We start from the raw sequence: 16,755 nt of genomic DNA on the forward strand, positions 1-16,755 counted from the left end.
TTTAATTGTTAGATATTGGCGAGTTTACAGCAGTAAAAGGACCGATCCTGTGGTGAATACTTGAACGTTTCAGTCAGGTATTAGATAATCACCGGAATATAAGAAAATACTCAACAACTATGGTCTCGAATTAGATTTGTATCATGTTGTTTTTGACACAGGTAAGAGAGGTTGTCGTGAGCGAAGTAAATATCCCATTGTCTTTTTCTGATGCAGCAGCTACCCGCGTACAAACGCTAATTGCTGAAGAAGAAAACCCAGAACTAAAACTGCGTGTATACATTACAGGTGGTGGTTGTAGCGGTTTCCAATACGGCTTCACATTTGATGAAAAAGTAAATGATGGCGACACTACAATTGTAAACAGCGGTGTAACGCTGGTTGTTGATCCAATGAGCCTACAATACCTAATGGGCGGCATGGTTGATTACACTGAAGGCCTAGAAGGCGCACGCTTCTTTGTGAACAACCCGAACGCTACAACAACATGTGGTTGTGGCGCATCATTCAGCGTATAGCATGAGTTGAAAATAGCTTGAGCTCAAAGCTGTATTAGATACATTTCAAACGCCGAACTTATGTTCGGCGTTTTTGTTTTTACTTAGTAACTTATTACTTTTCAAAGCATTCCTCTCATTTTTAGTACACGGCATATTTTTTAAACTGTCGATAGCGTCCAACTTCGTTGAGGATTGGTCTGTTAAGGTTACCTTTGTGCATAAGGAAGTTGCACATCACGCTATTAAGCCAACTAGCGCGCCTGAATGACATCGGACAAAAGGATTTGTTATGCCCACTCTATTTTCTAACTCACCACTTTTTCAGAAATTGAAGCAGCCGTGGCTGGTTTCTCTGACTCTAGTCGTGTTGTTGTCGATCTGGCTTGGTTTAGGCGTAGGGCAAGCAGAAGAGTCGCCTGAGAAAAAAGCAACAGAAATTCCGCTGGCTAAGGTTTCCTTTCAAACCTTCACCTCATCACCGACCTTTAAAACGATTGATCTCTATGGAAGAACGGCGCCCGATAGGCATGCTCGTCTAGGTGCAGAAGTCGCGGGTAAGATTGTCAGATTGAATGTTGTTAAGGGGGGGATGGTTAAAGCAGGACAAGCCATTGCCCAGATAGATAAGGGTGATTTAGAGATTCAACTAGAGCGAGCATCTGCGTTATATCGCTTGAAGCAGAAAGAGTTCAAAGCGGCGCAGTCACTGAAGAAAAGAGGACTGCAAGGTGAAATCGCCTACACCACAGCTGAGGCTTCATTAACAGAAGCAAAAGCCATGATGCGCAATGCGGAATTGGCTTTAAAGAATACTGTCATTACTTCGCCTTTTTCGGGTGTGGTTCAAGATTTGATGGTGGAGCTCGGTGATTTCGTTAGTGTTGGCGATCCTGTTGCTGGCGTGATTGACCTCGATCCTTTGGTTATTGAGGCGGATGTCAGTGAGCGTCATATCCAACATTTGCTAGTCAATCAATCTGCTTTGGTTCGTTTGTTAGGGCGAGAAGAAGCGGAAGGCCGTTTACGCTATGTTTCTCGTATCTCTTCTGTTGCTACTAATACCTTCCCAATCGAGATAGAAATCGATAACTCTAAAGGCCTATTACCAGCAGGTGTCAGTGCCGAAGTTAAACTCAACCTAGAAACAAGAGATGCAATAAAGATAACACCGGCGATGCTAGCATTGGATGAGGCGGGTAACCTAGGGGTCAAAACCTTGGTTTCAGTCGATGACTCACCAACGGTGAAGTTTGTAGGCATTCAGCTAGTAAAGGCCGAACAAGATGGAGTTTGGCTCACAGGACTTGGACAACGCGTCGATATCATCACAGTAGGCCAAGGGTTTGTGCGTGATGGTGATTCGGTGATTGCTGTTGAGCAAGTCGCTGAACTCTCTAACGTAACCGCAGAGTAGGAGATAACCGATGTATTCAATTATTGATGCAGCCTTGTCTCGTGCTCGAACAATGCTCTCCCTTTTAGCGTTAATCCTTGTAGCCGGTGTCGTCACCTATATCACGATACCTAAGGAATCGAGCCCAGACATTACCATCCCAATTATCTATGTTTCGGTCGGGCACCAAGGGATCTCGCCAACGGATGCAGAACGTTTATTGGTTCGACCTATTGAGCAAGAGCTGAGGTCGATTGAAGGCGTAAAAGAGATGACAGCAACCGCAGCAGAAGGGCATGCCTCTGTTGTGTTGGAGTTTAATGTTGGCGTCGATCTCACCAAAGCAATGGCCGATGTGCGTGACGCGGTTGATCTGGCTAAACCAAAACTACCAGAAGACAGTGACGAACCGACCGTAAATGAGGTGACGCTTGCTTCAGAGCAACCTGTTTTGTCTGTTGTGCTATTCGGTACCGTTCCTGAGCGCACCATAGTGCAAATTGCCCGAGAGCTTGGAGACAAATTAGAAAGCTATCGCCAAATCCTTGAAGTCGATATTGCGGGCGATCGCGCTGACATCGTCGAGATCATTGTCGATCCGTTATTGATGGAGAGCTACAGCTTAGATCAAGCGGATATCTATAATCTGATCGCTCTGAACAATCGAGTGGTGGCCGCAGGTTTTGTTGATACTGGCTACGGACGTTTTTCTGTCAAAGTCCCTTCGGTATTTAACTCCTTAAAAGACGTGCTTGAGTTGCCTATTAAAGTGGATGGCAAGCAGGTGGTCACTTTTGGCGATGTCGCTACGGTTCGTCGAGCGTTTCGAGATCCTGAAAGTTTTGCTCGTTTAGATGGCAAATCTGCGGTGGTGTTGGATATCAAGAAGCGTGCAGGTGAGAACATCATCGAAACCGTTGAGCTAGTCAAAGCGGTAATGGCTGGTGCTCAGCAGCAAGCGGAATGGCCAAATAACCTGTTGGTCAAATACACCTGGGATGAATCTAAAGATGTGAAGATCATGCTTAATGATCTGCAAAACAATATCTTATCCGCCATTATTCTGGTGGTGATCGTTATCATCGCGATTCTTGGTGTGCGTACCGCTTTGTTAGTGGGTATTTCCATTCCAGGCTCATTCCTAACCGGGTTATTGGTTCTTTCGGTGTTTGGCTTAACCGTCAACATCGTAGTGCTGTTCTCTCTGATTATGGCGGTGGGGATGCTAGTAGACGGTGCGATTGTGGTGACCGAATTTGCAGACAGGCGAATGCAAGAGGGTGAAGGGCGCAAAGCCGCTTACCGAGATGCAGCGAAACGGATGGCGTGGCCGATAACCGCATCGACTGCCACAACCTTAGCCGCATTTGCTCCGTTACTGTTTTGGCCTGATGTGACGGGCGAATTTATGAAGTTCTTACCACTAACTCTGATCGCGACTTTAACTGCATCATTGATCATGGCGCTGTTGTTTGTGCCCGTGCTGGGCGGTTTGATTGGCAAACCGCAATACGTATCGTCTAAAAGCCAAGCTCGAATGGTCGCACTGCATAATGGTGACTTTTCACAAGCCACAGGCTTAACTAAGGCGTATTACCACACGCTCTCGATTGCGATTAAACACCCGTTTAAGATTTTATTCAGTGCGATACTGCTCGCGGTTACGGTTGGCTTTACTTACTCCAAAGCCGGTCTTGGAGCAGAGTTCTTTCCTGAGGTTGATCCGCCATTCTTTAACGTCAAAGTTCGTTCTCATGGTGATCTGTCTATCCAAGAAAAGGATGACATTATGCGCGATATTGAACTGATGATGCTCAATCATGATGAGTTCGATACCGTTTACACGCGAACGGGTGGTGACGACCAGATTGGTTTGATCTCAATTACGCCTGTTGACTGGCAATACCGTCGCAGCGTTAAGGCGATTATTGATGAGTTGAAGGTACAAACCGATCAATACGCTGGTGTTGAGATTGAATATAAGTTCCCTGATGCTGGGCCTCCGGTTGAAAATGACTTAGTGATTGAGCTGTCGGCAAGAACTCCAGAGCAGCTCAATCAGGCTGCAAAAATTGTGAGAGGTTGGGCTGATGGAAATAAAGCACTGACCAATATCAGCGATACTGCGAGTAAAGATGGCATCGATTGGAAGGTGGATATTCGCCGCGACGATGCTGCGCGCTTTGCAGCTGATGCGACCTTAGTGGGTAATACCGTTCAATTCGTGACTAATGGTCTCAAGATTGGTGATTATCTGCCCGATGACTCTTCAGAAGAGGTCGATATCTTGGTGCGCTACCCTAATGATAAGCGTGATATCGGGCGCTTCGACCAGCTTAGGGTGAAAACGCCAGCAGGTTTAGTACCTATTACTAATTTCGCTCAGATCGTTCCCGACCATAAGCAAGACACCATTAAACGCCTTGATGGCAAGCGTGTGGTGAACATCATGGCGGATATGGAAGAAGGGTATAACCTTGCTCTCGAACTACCAAAGATCGAACAAGCATTGAGTGAGCTAGGGCTGCCGAGTAGCGTGGAATTTCGCATCCGTGGTCAAAACGAAGAACAAGAAAACTCGTCAGCCTTTTTACAAAGTGCTTTCTTGGTTGCTTTGGCGGTAATGGCTTTGATTCTGATTACTCAGTTCAATAGCTTCTATCAAGCGTTTTTGATTCTGAGTGCTGTATTGTTTTCGACCGTTGGCGTGTTCGTTGGCTTACTGATCTTCCAACGTCCGTTTGGCATTGTGATGTCGGGAATTGGGGTAATAGCGCTCGCCGGCATAGTCGTGAACAACAACATCGTGTTGATTGATACTTATAATCAGCTCATCAAAAGAGGCTTGGACAAGCGAGATGCGATTCTAAGAACCGGTGTTCAGCGTTTAAGGCCAGTAATGCTCACGACGGTTACGACTATCTTAGGTTTAATGCCGATGGTGTTAGAGATGAACATCGACCTGATTAATCAAAAGATAGAGTTTGGCGCGCCAAGTACACAATGGTGGTCACAGCTTGCGACCGCTATTGCTGGTGGTTTGGCGTTTGCCACGGTGCTGACTTTAGTATTAACCCCTTGTTTGTTAATGCTTGGACGGAACAACAAACCTGAAAAACAGTAGCTAGTTGTGGTATGTGAGCATAAAAAAGAGCGCCTTGATGGGCGCTCTTTGCATTTTTCTATTTTGCAGTGAAGCTACAAACGCCTAGTTAGTCGCTAGTAACTGACCGTATCGCTCAAGGTTTCTTAATCGAATCTCTGAGTTGGCAATAAAGGTTGCTTTTGCTTTACCAGTTAACGACTTGGATTGAGGCAATTTCACGGTACGCGCATTTTTATGTACGCCATTAACCAAGAATTCATAATGTAAGTGCGGGCCAGTCACACGGCCTGTACCGCCCAAAGTACCAATGGTTTGGCCTTGTTTTACGCGCTGACCGGTTTTCACCATACGTCGCTTCATGTGCAGGTACTTGGTGATGTAGGTGTTGCTGTGGCGGATGAACACGTAGTTACCATTGAATTGGTTGTAACCTGACTTCTGAACAATACCGTCACCGGCTGCCCAGATAGGCGTGCCAACAGGGGCTGCGTAGTCAGTACCGCGGTGAGCTCGAATCTTACCGGTTACTGGGTGTCTCCTGGTAGGGTTAAAGTTCGATGTTACGCGACGAAAATCAATTGGTGAGCGCAAGAACGCCTTCTTCATCGCACGACCATTTTCATCGAAGTAGTTGCCGCTCTTATCATCCAATACTGCGGTAAATGAATCGCCTTGGTTTTTGAATACGGCTGCCATGATCTTACCGCGACCAACCACTTCACCTTCAACCACTTTCTCTTGGTATAAGATTTTGAAGCTGTCGTTTTTACGAATATCTAACGCAAAGTCGATATCCCAACCGAAGATGCCCGCCAGTTCCATAATTTGATTTGCGGTTAAACCTGCACTTACGCCAGCATTCCAGAAGTTAGAGGTGATGTTGGCTTCGGCATAATTGTATTGGTAGGCCACTTCTTTTTTGTCGAAACTTGATGAGAAAGAATCGCCAGACTTAGTGATCTTGAAGCTTTCAAACGCACTAAGTTGTCTTTTTAACTGAATAAGGTCGTTGTTTTCATCGAAGCCGAACTGCAATACATCGCCAGGTCTTAGATTAGACAGCTGCTTCTTAATATCATCATTGGTATTGAGTAGCGTGATCAGCTGGCGGTATGAGAGGCCAATACGTTCAAATAAAACAGAGGTGCTTTCGCCAGAGCGAACGGTGTATTTCTCCCAATTGAGCACTGCCGTCGGTGGAGCGTCACTTGAGCTAATAAGCGCAGAGGCATTGATAGTCAGTGGGTAATGTTTTCCCACAACTAAAGCGCCCGAATCGTCACGCAAACTGTTGACGTCGGGGAGTAAGAAAATCGCGACGAAAATTATGGCACTAAAAAATGCGATAAAAGCCCGGTGCAAAATAGGAAGGCGTGCAAAAATAGACAACATGTTCCGGTTCGTTCTGTAAATATTATGAAAATCGACGACGGAATAGTGTAACTGGTTTCAAAATACATCGCTATTCAAGTAAGATGTCTAATTAATGTATTTTTGCCAAATCTGTGGGAGTGAACAAGAATGGCGAGTATTGAAGCTGCACTAGCCGAGATCAAACGTGGCGTAGAAGAACTGATTCCAGAAGACGAACTGATTGCAAAACTAAAAGAAGGTCGTCCTTTACGCATTAAGCTGGGTGCCGATCCAACAGCTCCAGATATCCACCTAGGCCATACGGTTATCTTTAACAAGCTTCGCGCTTTCCAAGAGCTTGGTCATGAAGTGACATTCCTTATCGGTGATTTCACTGCAATGGTTGGTGACCCATCAGGTAAAAACTCAACACGTCCACCGCTAAGCCGCGAAGACGTATTGAAGAATGCTGAAACTTACAAAGAGCAAGTATTCAAGATTCTAGATCCTGCGAAAACGCAAATTCGTTTCAACTCTGAATGGCTATCTGAGCTTGGCGCTGAAGGCATGATTCGTCTTGCTTCTAACCAAACTGTTGCTCGCATGCTTGAGCGTGATGACTTCAAAAAGCGTTACGCTGGTGGTCAACCGATCGCAATCCACGAATTCATGTACCCACTTCTACAAGGTCACGACTCTGTTGCACTAGAGAGCGACGTTGAGCTTGGCGGTACTGACCAGAAGTTTAACCTTCTAATGGGTCGTGAACTGCAAAAAGCAGCAGGTCAAAAACCACAAGCGGTACTGATGATGCCACTACTTGTTGGTCTAGACGGCGTTAAGAAGATGTCTAAGTCTGCGCACAACTACATCGGTATTAGCGAAGCACCAAGCGAGATGTTTGGTAAGATCATGTCTATCTCTGACGATCTAATGTGGAGCTACTACGAGCTACTGTCTTTCCGTCCTCTTGAAGAAGTTGCGGAATTGAAAGCTGGCGTTGATGCAGGTAAGAACCCGCGTGACGTTAAAGTGCTTCTTGCTAAAGAGATCATCGCTCGTTTCCACAGTGAAGCAGATGCTGAAGCCGCTGAGCAAGAGTTCGTTAACCGTTTTGCTAAGAACCAAGTTCCTGATGAAATGCCAGAATTCGAATTCGAAGCTGGCCTGCCAATTGCGAACGTTCTAAAAGAAGCGGGTCTTGTAAACTCGACTTCTGATGCGATGCGTATGATCAAGCAAGGCGCGGCTAAGCTTGAAGGCGAGAAGATTGAAGATAGCAAATTCGTACCTGAAGCAGGTACTGCGGTTTACCAAGTAGGTAAGCGTAAGTTTGCTCGTATTACTATCAAGTAATATTAAATCTCAATGATTTAACGAAAAGGCATCTACGGATGCCTTTTTTATTGACCCCTATTTATTGACAGGAATTTGACGAAGTTTTTGAACGGCTATTGCTACACTATGCGCGCTGTCAAATTGACAGTAATTCTGGAGATTTTTATGAACAATACCGACCATCCTCCTAGTTTGAATGGAGAAGAATAACCTGTCTCGGTATTGATCTATTGTCCTGCCGTTCAGGTAGGGTATCTTTGTTTTTCCCCCTCATTCTTTTCCACACACTAGATTCTAACAAGTAGACACACCAGTAGCTTTCAGCTCTTGGTGCGCATAAATCTATAAATCTATAAATCTATGCTATTTGTTTTGATGGTCGTTACCTTTGCCAATCGGGAGATTCGCCTTGACGGTAATGAACAACACTTTTTTATCTATTGAAGCTCTGTACTCAGAGCAAGACATCCAAGCTGTGTCGAATGCATTTCAACAGTACGGACGTGAACAACAAATTAACCTTTTGAACCGAATGCCGCTTGAAGATGCGGTGCTAGTGCTGGGGCAATGCTCTCTTAGTACGATTCAGACTTTACTTAGTGAGCTAGAAGAGCAGGGCTTTGAGAAGCGTTCTCGACACCTAGCTCACCAACTAGGGCTGATCTACTCAGAGGTAGAACCTCAGCAGGGCTACCTTTCTACTGGTGTCATGAGCCACGTTAGGCAGCGTATCGGTTGGATTATTGCGTTAGCACTATTGGGAATTGTCTCAGGGCTTATCATTGCTCAGTATGAAGACATTCTCAGTCAATTGGTACTTTTGGCTATCTACATGCCGGTAATTGCTGCTGCTGGTGGTAACACCGGAACACAAGCCGCGACTTTGGTTATCAGAGCCTTAGCCACAGGTGAGTTGAAAAAACGCCAATGGGCTAACGTTCTGTGGAAAGAGTTTAGAGTTGCTATTTGTTTAGCTCTAGCGATTGCCGTAGTGATGATTGGGCGTATTCTGCTATTCAGTGAAAACCAATCGACAGGTGGTTATGATATCAACATGATTGCGTTAGCGATTGCGGTAGCGCTGTTTATTCAGGTGACCATATCTACCGTACTCGGCGGAGGGTTACCGATAGTTGCTAGGCTATTTAAGCTTGATCCAGCGGTGTTAGTGAGCCCAGTACTTGCATCGATAGTGGATATCTCAGGAATGTGGATCTACTTCACTGTCGTGAACTCATTCCTAGGAATCGCTTAAAAGCTGATAAAAATAGCTAAATACATCTGAGAAATAAAATTGGCGCTGAAGATTGAAGGTCTTCAGCGCCATTTTTGTTATTAAAGTAGAAGTTTACACAGAGCTAAGCATTACTTAGATTTGCTTTGTGTTTGACTGAACTCGACCACATCTTTGTAGAAAGCACGTTCAAACTGGGTGATTGGTGCTTCCACTTGTTTGTCTGGATCTTGTTCTTCAGGGAAGTAATCACGAACAAATTGTACGAACAGAGAGTTCGGTTTTCCCGCTTTATCTAATCCGTATCCCGCCATGTTGTAACTGCCGTATAGAGAACCACTTTTGGCGATAATGTTGCCTTGAATCGGTGCTTTTCTCATGCTTTGACGGTATTTGAGCGTTCCATCAGTGCCTGATGTAGGCATAGCCTCAATCAGGTTGAGCTGTTGATCGTTTTCCCAGATATAACGAAGCACTTGAGCCATGGTCTGTGACCTCATTCGGTTATTTCTAGATAGCCCTGAACCATCGACGAGCTGCGCTTTACTGAGGTCAATATTAGCCTTGGTTAGCAAGACCTGCTTAATCGCTTCAGTACCGTTATTGAAACTGCCCGGTTGAACATAAAATGTGGCTCCTAGCGTTTTAGTTAGATTGTCTGCGATAAGGTTATCTGACTTCTTGAGCATGATATCTAGCAGTTCAGGAAGCTTTTCTGAGTTGTGACTAGCGACTAACGTGGTTTTGTCTGCTTTCGCTTTTTTACCAATAATCACATCACCTTTTACTCCGATTTTCAGTTCTTTGAGAAGCGATGTAACAACTTGATAAGTGTAAAGCTCTGGATTTTGAATCGCGAACTTGAGTGGCAGTGGCTTTTTACGTTCAACTAAGCAACCAGAGAGCTTGTAAGCGTTATCTGGTGTGGTGGTGAGCTCTAAGTCGCATTGTGTCGCCTTCTGCCCAGAGCGAGTTACCGTGGCGGCAGTGGTTGTCACGTCTATCGGGTAGTGAGCGGGAATATAAACGCGTGTCGCACCATTATCTTTTGTATAAATAGAGGCTTGTGCGCAGTTGCTGTCCAAGGTCATTGCACTAGAAGGCGCGCTGTAACAAACCCCTAGAATGTCCCAAGGCCACCCCACCGCTCGCTGATAGCCGGTATAAGCTGTGTTATCCAGATATAAATTGCCCTTGATGGTTCTGGATTGAGACTTAGCGTATTGAGTTAACAGGCTTTTTAGATGTTCTCGTTGTAGCGTTGGGTCACCGCTGAATGAGATCACAACATCTTCATTAGAACGAGCTATGTTGGTCGTGTAGTGAAAGTCATCCCCCAATTCCAACTTGGCTGCCAAAGCCGTAACCAGTTTTAAAGTGCTGGCTGGTGGATAAAAGCCATCAGTGTCGGTATTCATTCCATTTGAATTACCACTCAATGATTGCAGTATTAAGCTTGTACTACTGCCATCGGGCAGTTTATCAAGAGGGGCATATGCGAAAGCGGTAAGTGAGTAACTACCAAGTGATAAGCTACATAGAAGTAGAGTGGATAGAAGGCGCATAGAAGATTTCTTGGATGGCTGATGTTTTCAAGTATACAGATATAAAAAACGCCCGCTAGGTAGCGGGCGTTTTGATTCTCAATTAACTAATTAATCAATTAGGTAATCAGAATTAGAAGTCGTATTTTAGGCCTAGACGCATCGTATCTTCGCCTTCGATTTTCTTGTTACCAACCTGAGAGTATTGGCTATCTAGGTTGTTTAACTGGTAAGCAACGTAAGCATTAAGATTTTTGTTGAATGCATAGTCACCAGTAATTTCGAAGAAATCGCTTTGGTCTTCTTTAGTACCATTAACTTTAAGATCAGTTTTTTGGTAAGCACCCATTAGAGAGAAGCCGTTACCAAAGCCGTATACTGCAGAAAGTTCCATACCGTTGAAGTCTGACTTGTCTTTATCATCTGCTTCACCAGTAGTGTATGTACCCGCTAGGTATAGAGAATCAAGAGTGTAGTTAACACCTGCGATGATAGCGTCGCCAGAACCTTCGCCTTCACCATTGTCGCCAGCAGAGTAACCAAGACCGAAGCCTAGACCCATAGGTAGAGTGTAGATACCAGAAACACCGTAAGCGTCAGTATCTTTCTCTTCACCAGCAACGAAACTTGCTTTTACTGTTAGCGCGTCAAATTCGCCAGTGTAAAGGATTGTGTTGTTGATTTGCTCGTTACCAGCGTTGATGAATTCTTTTTGAGCACCAGTAAATGTCGTTACATCAGACATTTGAGAGATTTGTACTGCTGCTGTATCTTGACGACCGAATGATACTGCGCCGAAGTCACCTTGAAGACCAGCAAACATGTAACGTTGTTTGAAGTCAGAGTTCGCATCATTGTCGCTAGAAGAGTTTACTGTTTGCTCTGCTTCGTAAAAACCAAAGCCGCTTAGTGATTCATTGATTTCAGTAGTACCACCAACGTTAAGGCGGAAACGGCTGTTGTTAGCCATTGTGCCTTCAATTTCTTCACCACCGTTACCAATGAAATCACCACGGAATTCCGCGCGACCACCAACGTTTAGTTCAGTGCCATCTTGGCTGTATACGTTAGCTGCATTTGCGCCAGCTGATACTGTTGCTGCTACTGCTAGAGCGATCAGAGTCTTGTTATTCATGTTATTATTTCCTAATTACTGTCCATAGAAGTTTTATTAAGGATTTGAACCCTTTTGTGTATTGCCTGTATTAATCAGGCTTCATAATCATGATTAGGACAGAAGTCTGAAAATGCCAGTGCAATCCATGGGTTACTTTTTACCTCTAAAGTTCCATGGTCAGTTAGTAAAATGATATAAAACCAAAAAATGAACACTGTTTTATTATATTTGTTTTTATTTAAGTTGTTGTTTTAATGTGTCTTTTATAAAAGTGTGATCTGTGTTTATTTTGTTTGTTTTTTGTTTTTTTAGGTATTTTCTTGTTGTCTTATTGATTGGGGCGTTATTATTCATTTTTGTGATATCTGTAATTTAGACCTAGATACAGCTTTTATAACGCAAAGTGGAATAAAGATGATTTAGCCATAAAGTTTGTTTACACTAAGCCAAATCGTTTTGTTTCTACTACCCAATAAATACGTTGGGTGTATTTATGTTCGCCAAAGAAAGTTTTGGCATAGAGGTAAAAAATGGAAAAGGTTCCAATGACAGTACGTGGCGCTCAGCAGCTACGTGACGAATTAGATCGCCTACTTAAGCTACGCCCTGTTATCTCAGCAGCTATTGGTGAAGCTCGTGAACTGGGCGACTTGAAAGAGAATGCTGAATACCACGCCGCTCGTGAAGAGCAGGGTATTTGTGAAGCTCAGATCCGTGATATTGAATATAAGCTATCACTGGCTCAGATCATCGATGTAACGCAAATGGATAATACGGGCAAGATTATCTTTGGTACGACAGTGACACTGATTGATGTGGATACCGATGATGAGTTCCGCTACCAAATCGTTTCAGAAGACGAAGCAGACATCAAAACGGGTCGCATTTCTGTGAAATCGCCAATTGCTCGCGGTCTTATCGGTAAAATGGAAGGCGACGAAGTCATGATCTCTACCCCTGGTGGTGACAAAGACTTCGAAATCGACAAAGTAGAATATATCTAATTGAATTTTCTTTGTTTCTGATAAGTAAAAAGGTCGCTAAATGCGACCTTTTTCGTTTCTCACGCTACACTAAAAGATAAGCGCTGTGGCTTCCTATTAGTGAAGTTAGCTTATATCAAACTCGCTTATTTACGTGGAATCTCGATTTTACGTGCTTCTGACTGGCGGAACAGTACTAGAACTTTACCGATAGTCTGTACTTTCTCAGCTTTAGTTTCACGTACAATTGCATCGATAATCAGTTGCTTAGTCTCACGGTCTTCTGATGCAACTTTAATCTTGATCAGTTCGTGGTGGTCTAGAGCTAATTCGATTTCCGCTAGAACAGCTTCAGTAAGTCCATTTGCGCCCATTAGCACAACAGGTTTTAAACTGTGAGCTAGGCCCTTTAGATGCTGCTTTTGTTTGGTACTTAGGTTCATTACGCGGCCAATTTTCTTTACTATTAGGGTTGAAAAAACCTATTTTAACGCCATCTAAAGCTGAAGACTATAATTTATTCAGCAATTAGTACTTTCCTCCAATTTAGGTATCCAATGAGCAAACAGAAACACTCGGCCAGTTCAGGCCGTTGGTTGAAGGAACACTTCGACGACAAGTACGCAAATGAAGCAAGAAAGAAAGGCTATCGTTCACGTGCTTATTTCAAAATGGAAGAGATTCAAGCGAAAGATAAATTGCTGTCTCCTGGGATGACCATTGTGGATTTGGGTGCAGCACCTGGCGGTTGGTCTCAATATGCTGCTAAGATTGTTGGAGACAACGGACAAATCATTGCGTGTGACTTGTTACCAATGGATCCGATTGCTGGTGTTAGCTTTTTACAAGGCGATTTCCGCGAAGAAGCTGTGCTAGATGCCTTGTTGGAACGTATACAACCAAACATGGTTGATGTCGTGATGTCAGATATGGCACCTAATATAGCAGGCAACAATTCTGTGGATCAGCCAAGAGCTATGTATTTAGTTGAATTAGCTTTGGATATGTGTCGACAAGTTCTAGCTACCAATGGTAGTTTTGTTGTAAAAGTATTCCAAGGCGAAGGGTTTGACCAATACGTTAAGGACGTCCGCGAGATGTTTAAAACAGTAAAAGTTAGAAAACCCGACTCTTCTCGAGCTCGATCTCGTGAAGTGTTTATCGTAGCCACTGGTTACAAAGGTTAACGATTCTCTTCCAAGAGTGAGAGTTAACAACATGGCTACAGGTTACAAACTGTAGTACCCTACCTTTAATTACAATTAGTTATCGAGAGGCTTACACCTTGAGTGACATGGCAAAAAATTTAATTCTGTGGCTTGTTATCGCGGTAGTGTTGATGTCGGTATTCCAGAGCTTCGGCCCTGGGGAAAGTAACGGCAGAGCAGTAGATTACACCACGTTTGTACAGGAAGTTGGCCAAGGCCAGATTCAAGACGCACAGTTCAATAACAGCGAAATCACTTTCACACGTCGTGGTGGTGGTTCTAAGTATGTAACTTACATGCCTGTTTATGATCAAAAGCTACTTGATGACTTAATTAATCAAAACGTAAAAGTTCAGGGTACACCACCTGAAGAGCAGAGCCTGCTTGGCACTATCTTCATCTCATGGTTCCCAATGATCTTACTGATTGGTGTATGGATTTTCTTCATGCGTCAAATGCAAGGCGGCGGCGGCGGTAAAGGCGCGATGTCTTTCGGTAAGAGTAAAGCTCGAATGATGAGCGAAGAACAAATCAAAACCATGTTTGCTGATGTTGCTGGTTGTGACGAAGCAAAAGAAGACGTGAAAGAGCTTGTGGACTACCTTCGTGACCCAAGCCGCTTCCAAAAGCTAGGTGGTAAGATCCCGACAGGTATCCTGTTGGTAGGTCCTCCTGGTACGGGTAAAACATTGCTTGCAAAAGCGATTGCCGGTGAAGCGAAAGTACCGTTCTTTACTATCTCTGGTTCTGACTTCGTTGAAATGTTTGTTGGTGTTGGTGCATCTCGTGTGCGTGACATGTTCGAACAAGCGAAGAAAGCGGCACCTTGTATCATCTTTATCGATGAAATTGATGCTGTAGGTCGTCAACGTGGCGCTGGTGTTGGTGGTGGTCACGATGAACGTGAACAAACACTGAACCAAATGTTGGTTGAGATGGATGGTTTCGAAGGTAACGAAGGTATTATCGTTATCGCTGCGACTAACCGTCCAGACGTACTAGACCCTGCATTACTTCGTCCTGGTCGTTTTGACCGTCAAGTTGTGGTTGGTCTACCGGATGTACGTGGTCGTGAACAGATTCTTAAAGTACACATGCGTAAAGTGCCACTATCAGGTGATGTTGAACCGTCGCTGATCGCTCGTGGTACTCCAGGCTTCTCTGGTGCAGATCTTGCGAACCTTGTGAACGAAGCGGCGCTATTTGCTGCTCGTGGTAACAAGCGCAATGTATCTATGGTTGAGTTTGAACTTGCGAAAGACAAAATTATGATGGGTGCAGAGCGCCGTTCAATGGTTATGTCTGAAGAAGTGAAAGAGTCAACGGCTTACCACGAAGCGGGTCACGCAATTGTTGGTCGTTTGGTACCTGAACACGATCCAGTGTACAAGGTGTCAATCATTCCACGTGGTCGTGCGCTTGGTGTAACCATGTACTTGCCAGAGCAAGATCGTGTGAGCATGTCTCGCCAACATCTAGAGTCTATGATTTCTAGCCTGTACGGTGGTCGTCTTGCTGAAGAACTTATTTACGGTAAAGACAAAGTGTCAACTGGTGCGTCTAACGATATCGAACGTGCAACTGATATTGCTCGTAAGATGGTTACGCAGTGGGGCTTCTCTGAGAAATTGGGTCCTCTTCTTTACGCAGAAGAAGAAGGTGAAGTTTTCCTAGGTCGCGGCATGAGCCAAGCTAAGCACGTTTCTGATGACACGACTAAGCTTATCGATGAAGAGATTCGTATCCTTATCGACCGTAACTACGATAGAGCTAAGAAGATTCTTGAAGATAACATGGATATCATGCATTCGATGAAAGACGCTCTAATGAAGTTCGAAACGATCGATGCAGGTCAAATTGATGACTTGATGGAGCGTAAGCAAGAGATTCGTGATCCAGCTGGTTGGGGTGATCAGGTAAAAGCTGAACCTACAAAGGAAGAAGCAAAACCTGAAGCTAAGGCAGAAGAAGCTAAAGCGGAACCAAAAGCTGAAGAGTCGAAAGTTGAAGAAGTTAAATCTGAAACAGATGATGCTCAAAACAAAGATTCTTAATCGCTAAGTTATAAATTAAAACCCTGAGTACGCTCAGGGTTTTTCTGTTTCTAGCCCTAGATGTTTTTACCTTTAAGACCCACCTTCCATGATATTAAAAGCACATAATAAAACGCTCGTTTTAGACCGCCCACATGTGATGGGTATCCTCAATGTTACGCCTGACTCTTTCTCTGATGGCGGAAAATTCAATTCATTAGATAATGCTTTACTGCAAGCAGAGCGAATGATTCAAGCTGGTGTTAGCATTATTGACATTGGTGGTGAATCAACTCGCCCGGGAGCGCCTGACGTTCCTTTAGAAGAAGAGCTCGCTCGCGTTATTCCTGCCATTAAAGCAATTCGCGCTAAGTTTGATGTGTGGATCTCCATTGATACCAGTAAAGCTGAAGTGATGCGCCAAGCCGTTGAAGCGGGGGCTGATTTGATCAATGATGTGCGCGCACTGCAAGAGCCCGGAGCTTTAGAAGCGGCCGCCGATGCTAATGTGCCCGTTTGCCTGATGCACATGAAAGGTCAGCCAAGAACCATGCAAGCTAACCCTAATTACGATGATGTCCTAATGGATGTTGAAGCGTTCTTAAAAGAAAGGGTGGAGGCTTGTGAGGCTGTTGGTATATCAAAAGATCAGCTGATTCTGGATCCTGGTTTTGGTTTTGGTAAAACCATTGAGCATAATTACCACCTATTAGCGCACCTTGAAAAGTTTCATTCGTTAGGCTTACCTGTTTTAGCGGGGATGTCGAGAAAATCGATGATCTTTAAATTGCTAGACAAGGTTCCGGCCGACTGCATGGTCGCAAGCGTCACTTGCGCGACGATTGCCGCGATGAAAGGCGCACAAATTATTCGCGTTCATGATGTCGAGGAGACACTGGAAGCGATGAAAATAATCGAAGTGATGAACAACAATCACTAAATATAA

Annotated in this window: 13 protein-coding genes; 9 read left to right on the forward strand and 4 right to left on the reverse strand. The window is 44.3% G+C overall.

What is annotated here, in order from left to right; genetic code table 11:
• The first annotated feature begins 176 nt into the window (after window positions 1-176).
• The 3 genes from erpA to AB4384_RS00280 all read left to right on the forward strand — a co-directional run bounded on the left by erpA (window position 177) and on the right by AB4384_RS00280 (window position 5,017).
• Window positions 177-518: an iron-sulfur cluster insertion protein ErpA gene (gene erpA, locus AB4384_RS00270; RefSeq protein ID WP_004734539.1), complete on the forward strand. Its 342-nt coding sequence runs from the start codon at window positions 177-179 to the stop codon at window positions 516-518.
• A 271-nt stretch (window positions 519-789) separates the two neighbouring features.
• Window positions 790-1,914, forward strand: a complete 1,125-nt coding sequence (locus AB4384_RS00275) for an efflux RND transporter periplasmic adaptor subunit (RefSeq protein ID WP_017059405.1) — start codon at window positions 790-792, stop codon at window positions 1,912-1,914.
• Between the two features lie 10 nt (window positions 1,915-1,924).
• Window positions 1,925-5,017 carry an efflux RND transporter permease subunit gene (locus tag AB4384_RS00280; protein ID WP_372128675.1) on the forward strand — a complete coding sequence of 1,031 codons (3,093 nt, stop codon included), beginning with the start codon at window positions 1,925-1,927 and terminating at the stop codon, window positions 5,015-5,017.
• A gap of 84 nt (window positions 5,018-5,101) precedes the next feature.
• Here the strand turns inward: AB4384_RS00280 and AB4384_RS00285 are convergent, their stop codons facing one another.
• A complete protein-coding gene (locus tag AB4384_RS00285; protein WP_372128677.1) occupies window positions 5,102-6,391 on the reverse strand; it encodes a peptidoglycan DD-metalloendopeptidase family protein in 1,290 nt (429 codons plus the stop codon).
• A 129-nt stretch (window positions 6,392-6,520) separates the two neighbouring features.
• Between AB4384_RS00285 and tyrS the strand changes: the two genes are divergently transcribed.
• Together tyrS and AB4384_RS00295 are read left to right on the forward strand one after the other, a co-directional pair.
• Window positions 6,521-7,708 carry a tyrosine--tRNA ligase gene (gene tyrS, locus AB4384_RS00290; RefSeq protein ID WP_017059402.1) on the forward strand — a complete coding sequence of 396 codons (1,188 nt, stop codon included), beginning with the start codon at window positions 6,521-6,523 and terminating at the stop codon, window positions 7,706-7,708.
• 391 nt (window positions 7,709-8,099) lie between these two features.
• Window positions 8,100-8,945: a magnesium transporter gene (locus AB4384_RS00295; protein WP_017068902.1), complete on the forward strand. Its 846-nt coding sequence runs from the start codon at window positions 8,100-8,102 to the stop codon at window positions 8,943-8,945.
• A gap of 110 nt (window positions 8,946-9,055) precedes the next feature.
• Here AB4384_RS00295 and dacB read toward each other — a convergent pair whose 3' ends face one another.
• Window positions 9,056-10,489: a serine-type D-Ala-D-Ala carboxypeptidase gene (dacB, locus tag AB4384_RS00300; protein ID WP_372054872.1), complete on the reverse strand. Its 1,434-nt coding sequence runs from the start codon at window positions 10,487-10,489 to the stop codon at window positions 9,056-9,058.
• A 112-nt stretch (window positions 10,490-10,601) separates the two neighbouring features.
• Window positions 10,602-11,603 carry a porin gene (locus AB4384_RS00305; protein ID WP_372128680.1) on the reverse strand — a complete coding sequence of 334 codons (1,002 nt, stop codon included), beginning with the start codon at window positions 11,601-11,603 and terminating at the stop codon, window positions 10,602-10,604.
• A gap of 512 nt (window positions 11,604-12,115) precedes the next feature.
• Between AB4384_RS00305 and greA the strand changes: the two genes are divergently transcribed.
• Window positions 12,116-12,589 (forward strand): transcription elongation factor GreA, encoded by a 474-nt coding sequence (gene greA / locus AB4384_RS00310; RefSeq protein ID WP_017059397.1) that lies wholly within the window; start codon window positions 12,116-12,118, stop codon window positions 12,587-12,589.
• A 125-nt stretch (window positions 12,590-12,714) separates the two neighbouring features.
• On the opposite strand, the gene yhbY is transcribed toward greA, so the two are convergent.
• The gene (yhbY, locus tag AB4384_RS00315) at window positions 12,715-13,011 is read right to left on the reverse strand and encodes a ribosome assembly RNA-binding protein YhbY (RefSeq protein ID WP_004738252.1); all 297 of its coding nucleotides are present in this window, start codon (window positions 13,009-13,011) and stop codon (window positions 12,715-12,717) included.
• A gap of 114 nt (window positions 13,012-13,125) precedes the next feature.
• Between yhbY and rlmE the strand changes: the two genes are divergently transcribed.
• The 3 genes from rlmE to folP all read left to right on the forward strand — a co-directional run bounded on the left by rlmE (window position 13,126) and on the right by folP (window position 16,749).
• Window positions 13,126-13,755, forward strand: a complete 630-nt coding sequence (gene rlmE / locus AB4384_RS00320; RefSeq protein WP_136977823.1) for a 23S rRNA (uridine(2552)-2'-O)-methyltransferase RlmE — start codon at window positions 13,126-13,128, stop codon at window positions 13,753-13,755.
• A 107-nt stretch (window positions 13,756-13,862) separates the two neighbouring features.
• Window positions 13,863-15,830, forward strand: a complete 1,968-nt coding sequence (ftsH, locus tag AB4384_RS00325) for an ATP-dependent zinc metalloprotease FtsH (protein WP_017068905.1) — start codon at window positions 13,863-13,865, stop codon at window positions 15,828-15,830.
• 88 nt (window positions 15,831-15,918) lie between these two features.
• Window positions 15,919-16,749, forward strand: a complete 831-nt coding sequence (folP, locus tag AB4384_RS00330) for a dihydropteroate synthase (protein WP_102393175.1) — start codon at window positions 15,919-15,921, stop codon at window positions 16,747-16,749.
• The last annotated feature ends 6 nt before the right edge of the window (window positions 16,750-16,755 follow it).

Origin of the sequence: Vibrio sp. 10N.261.51.A4 (assembly GCF_041471945.1) — a bacterium.
GTDB classification, from domain to species: Bacteria; Pseudomonadota; Gammaproteobacteria; order Enterobacterales; family Vibrionaceae; genus Vibrio; species Vibrio crassostreae_C.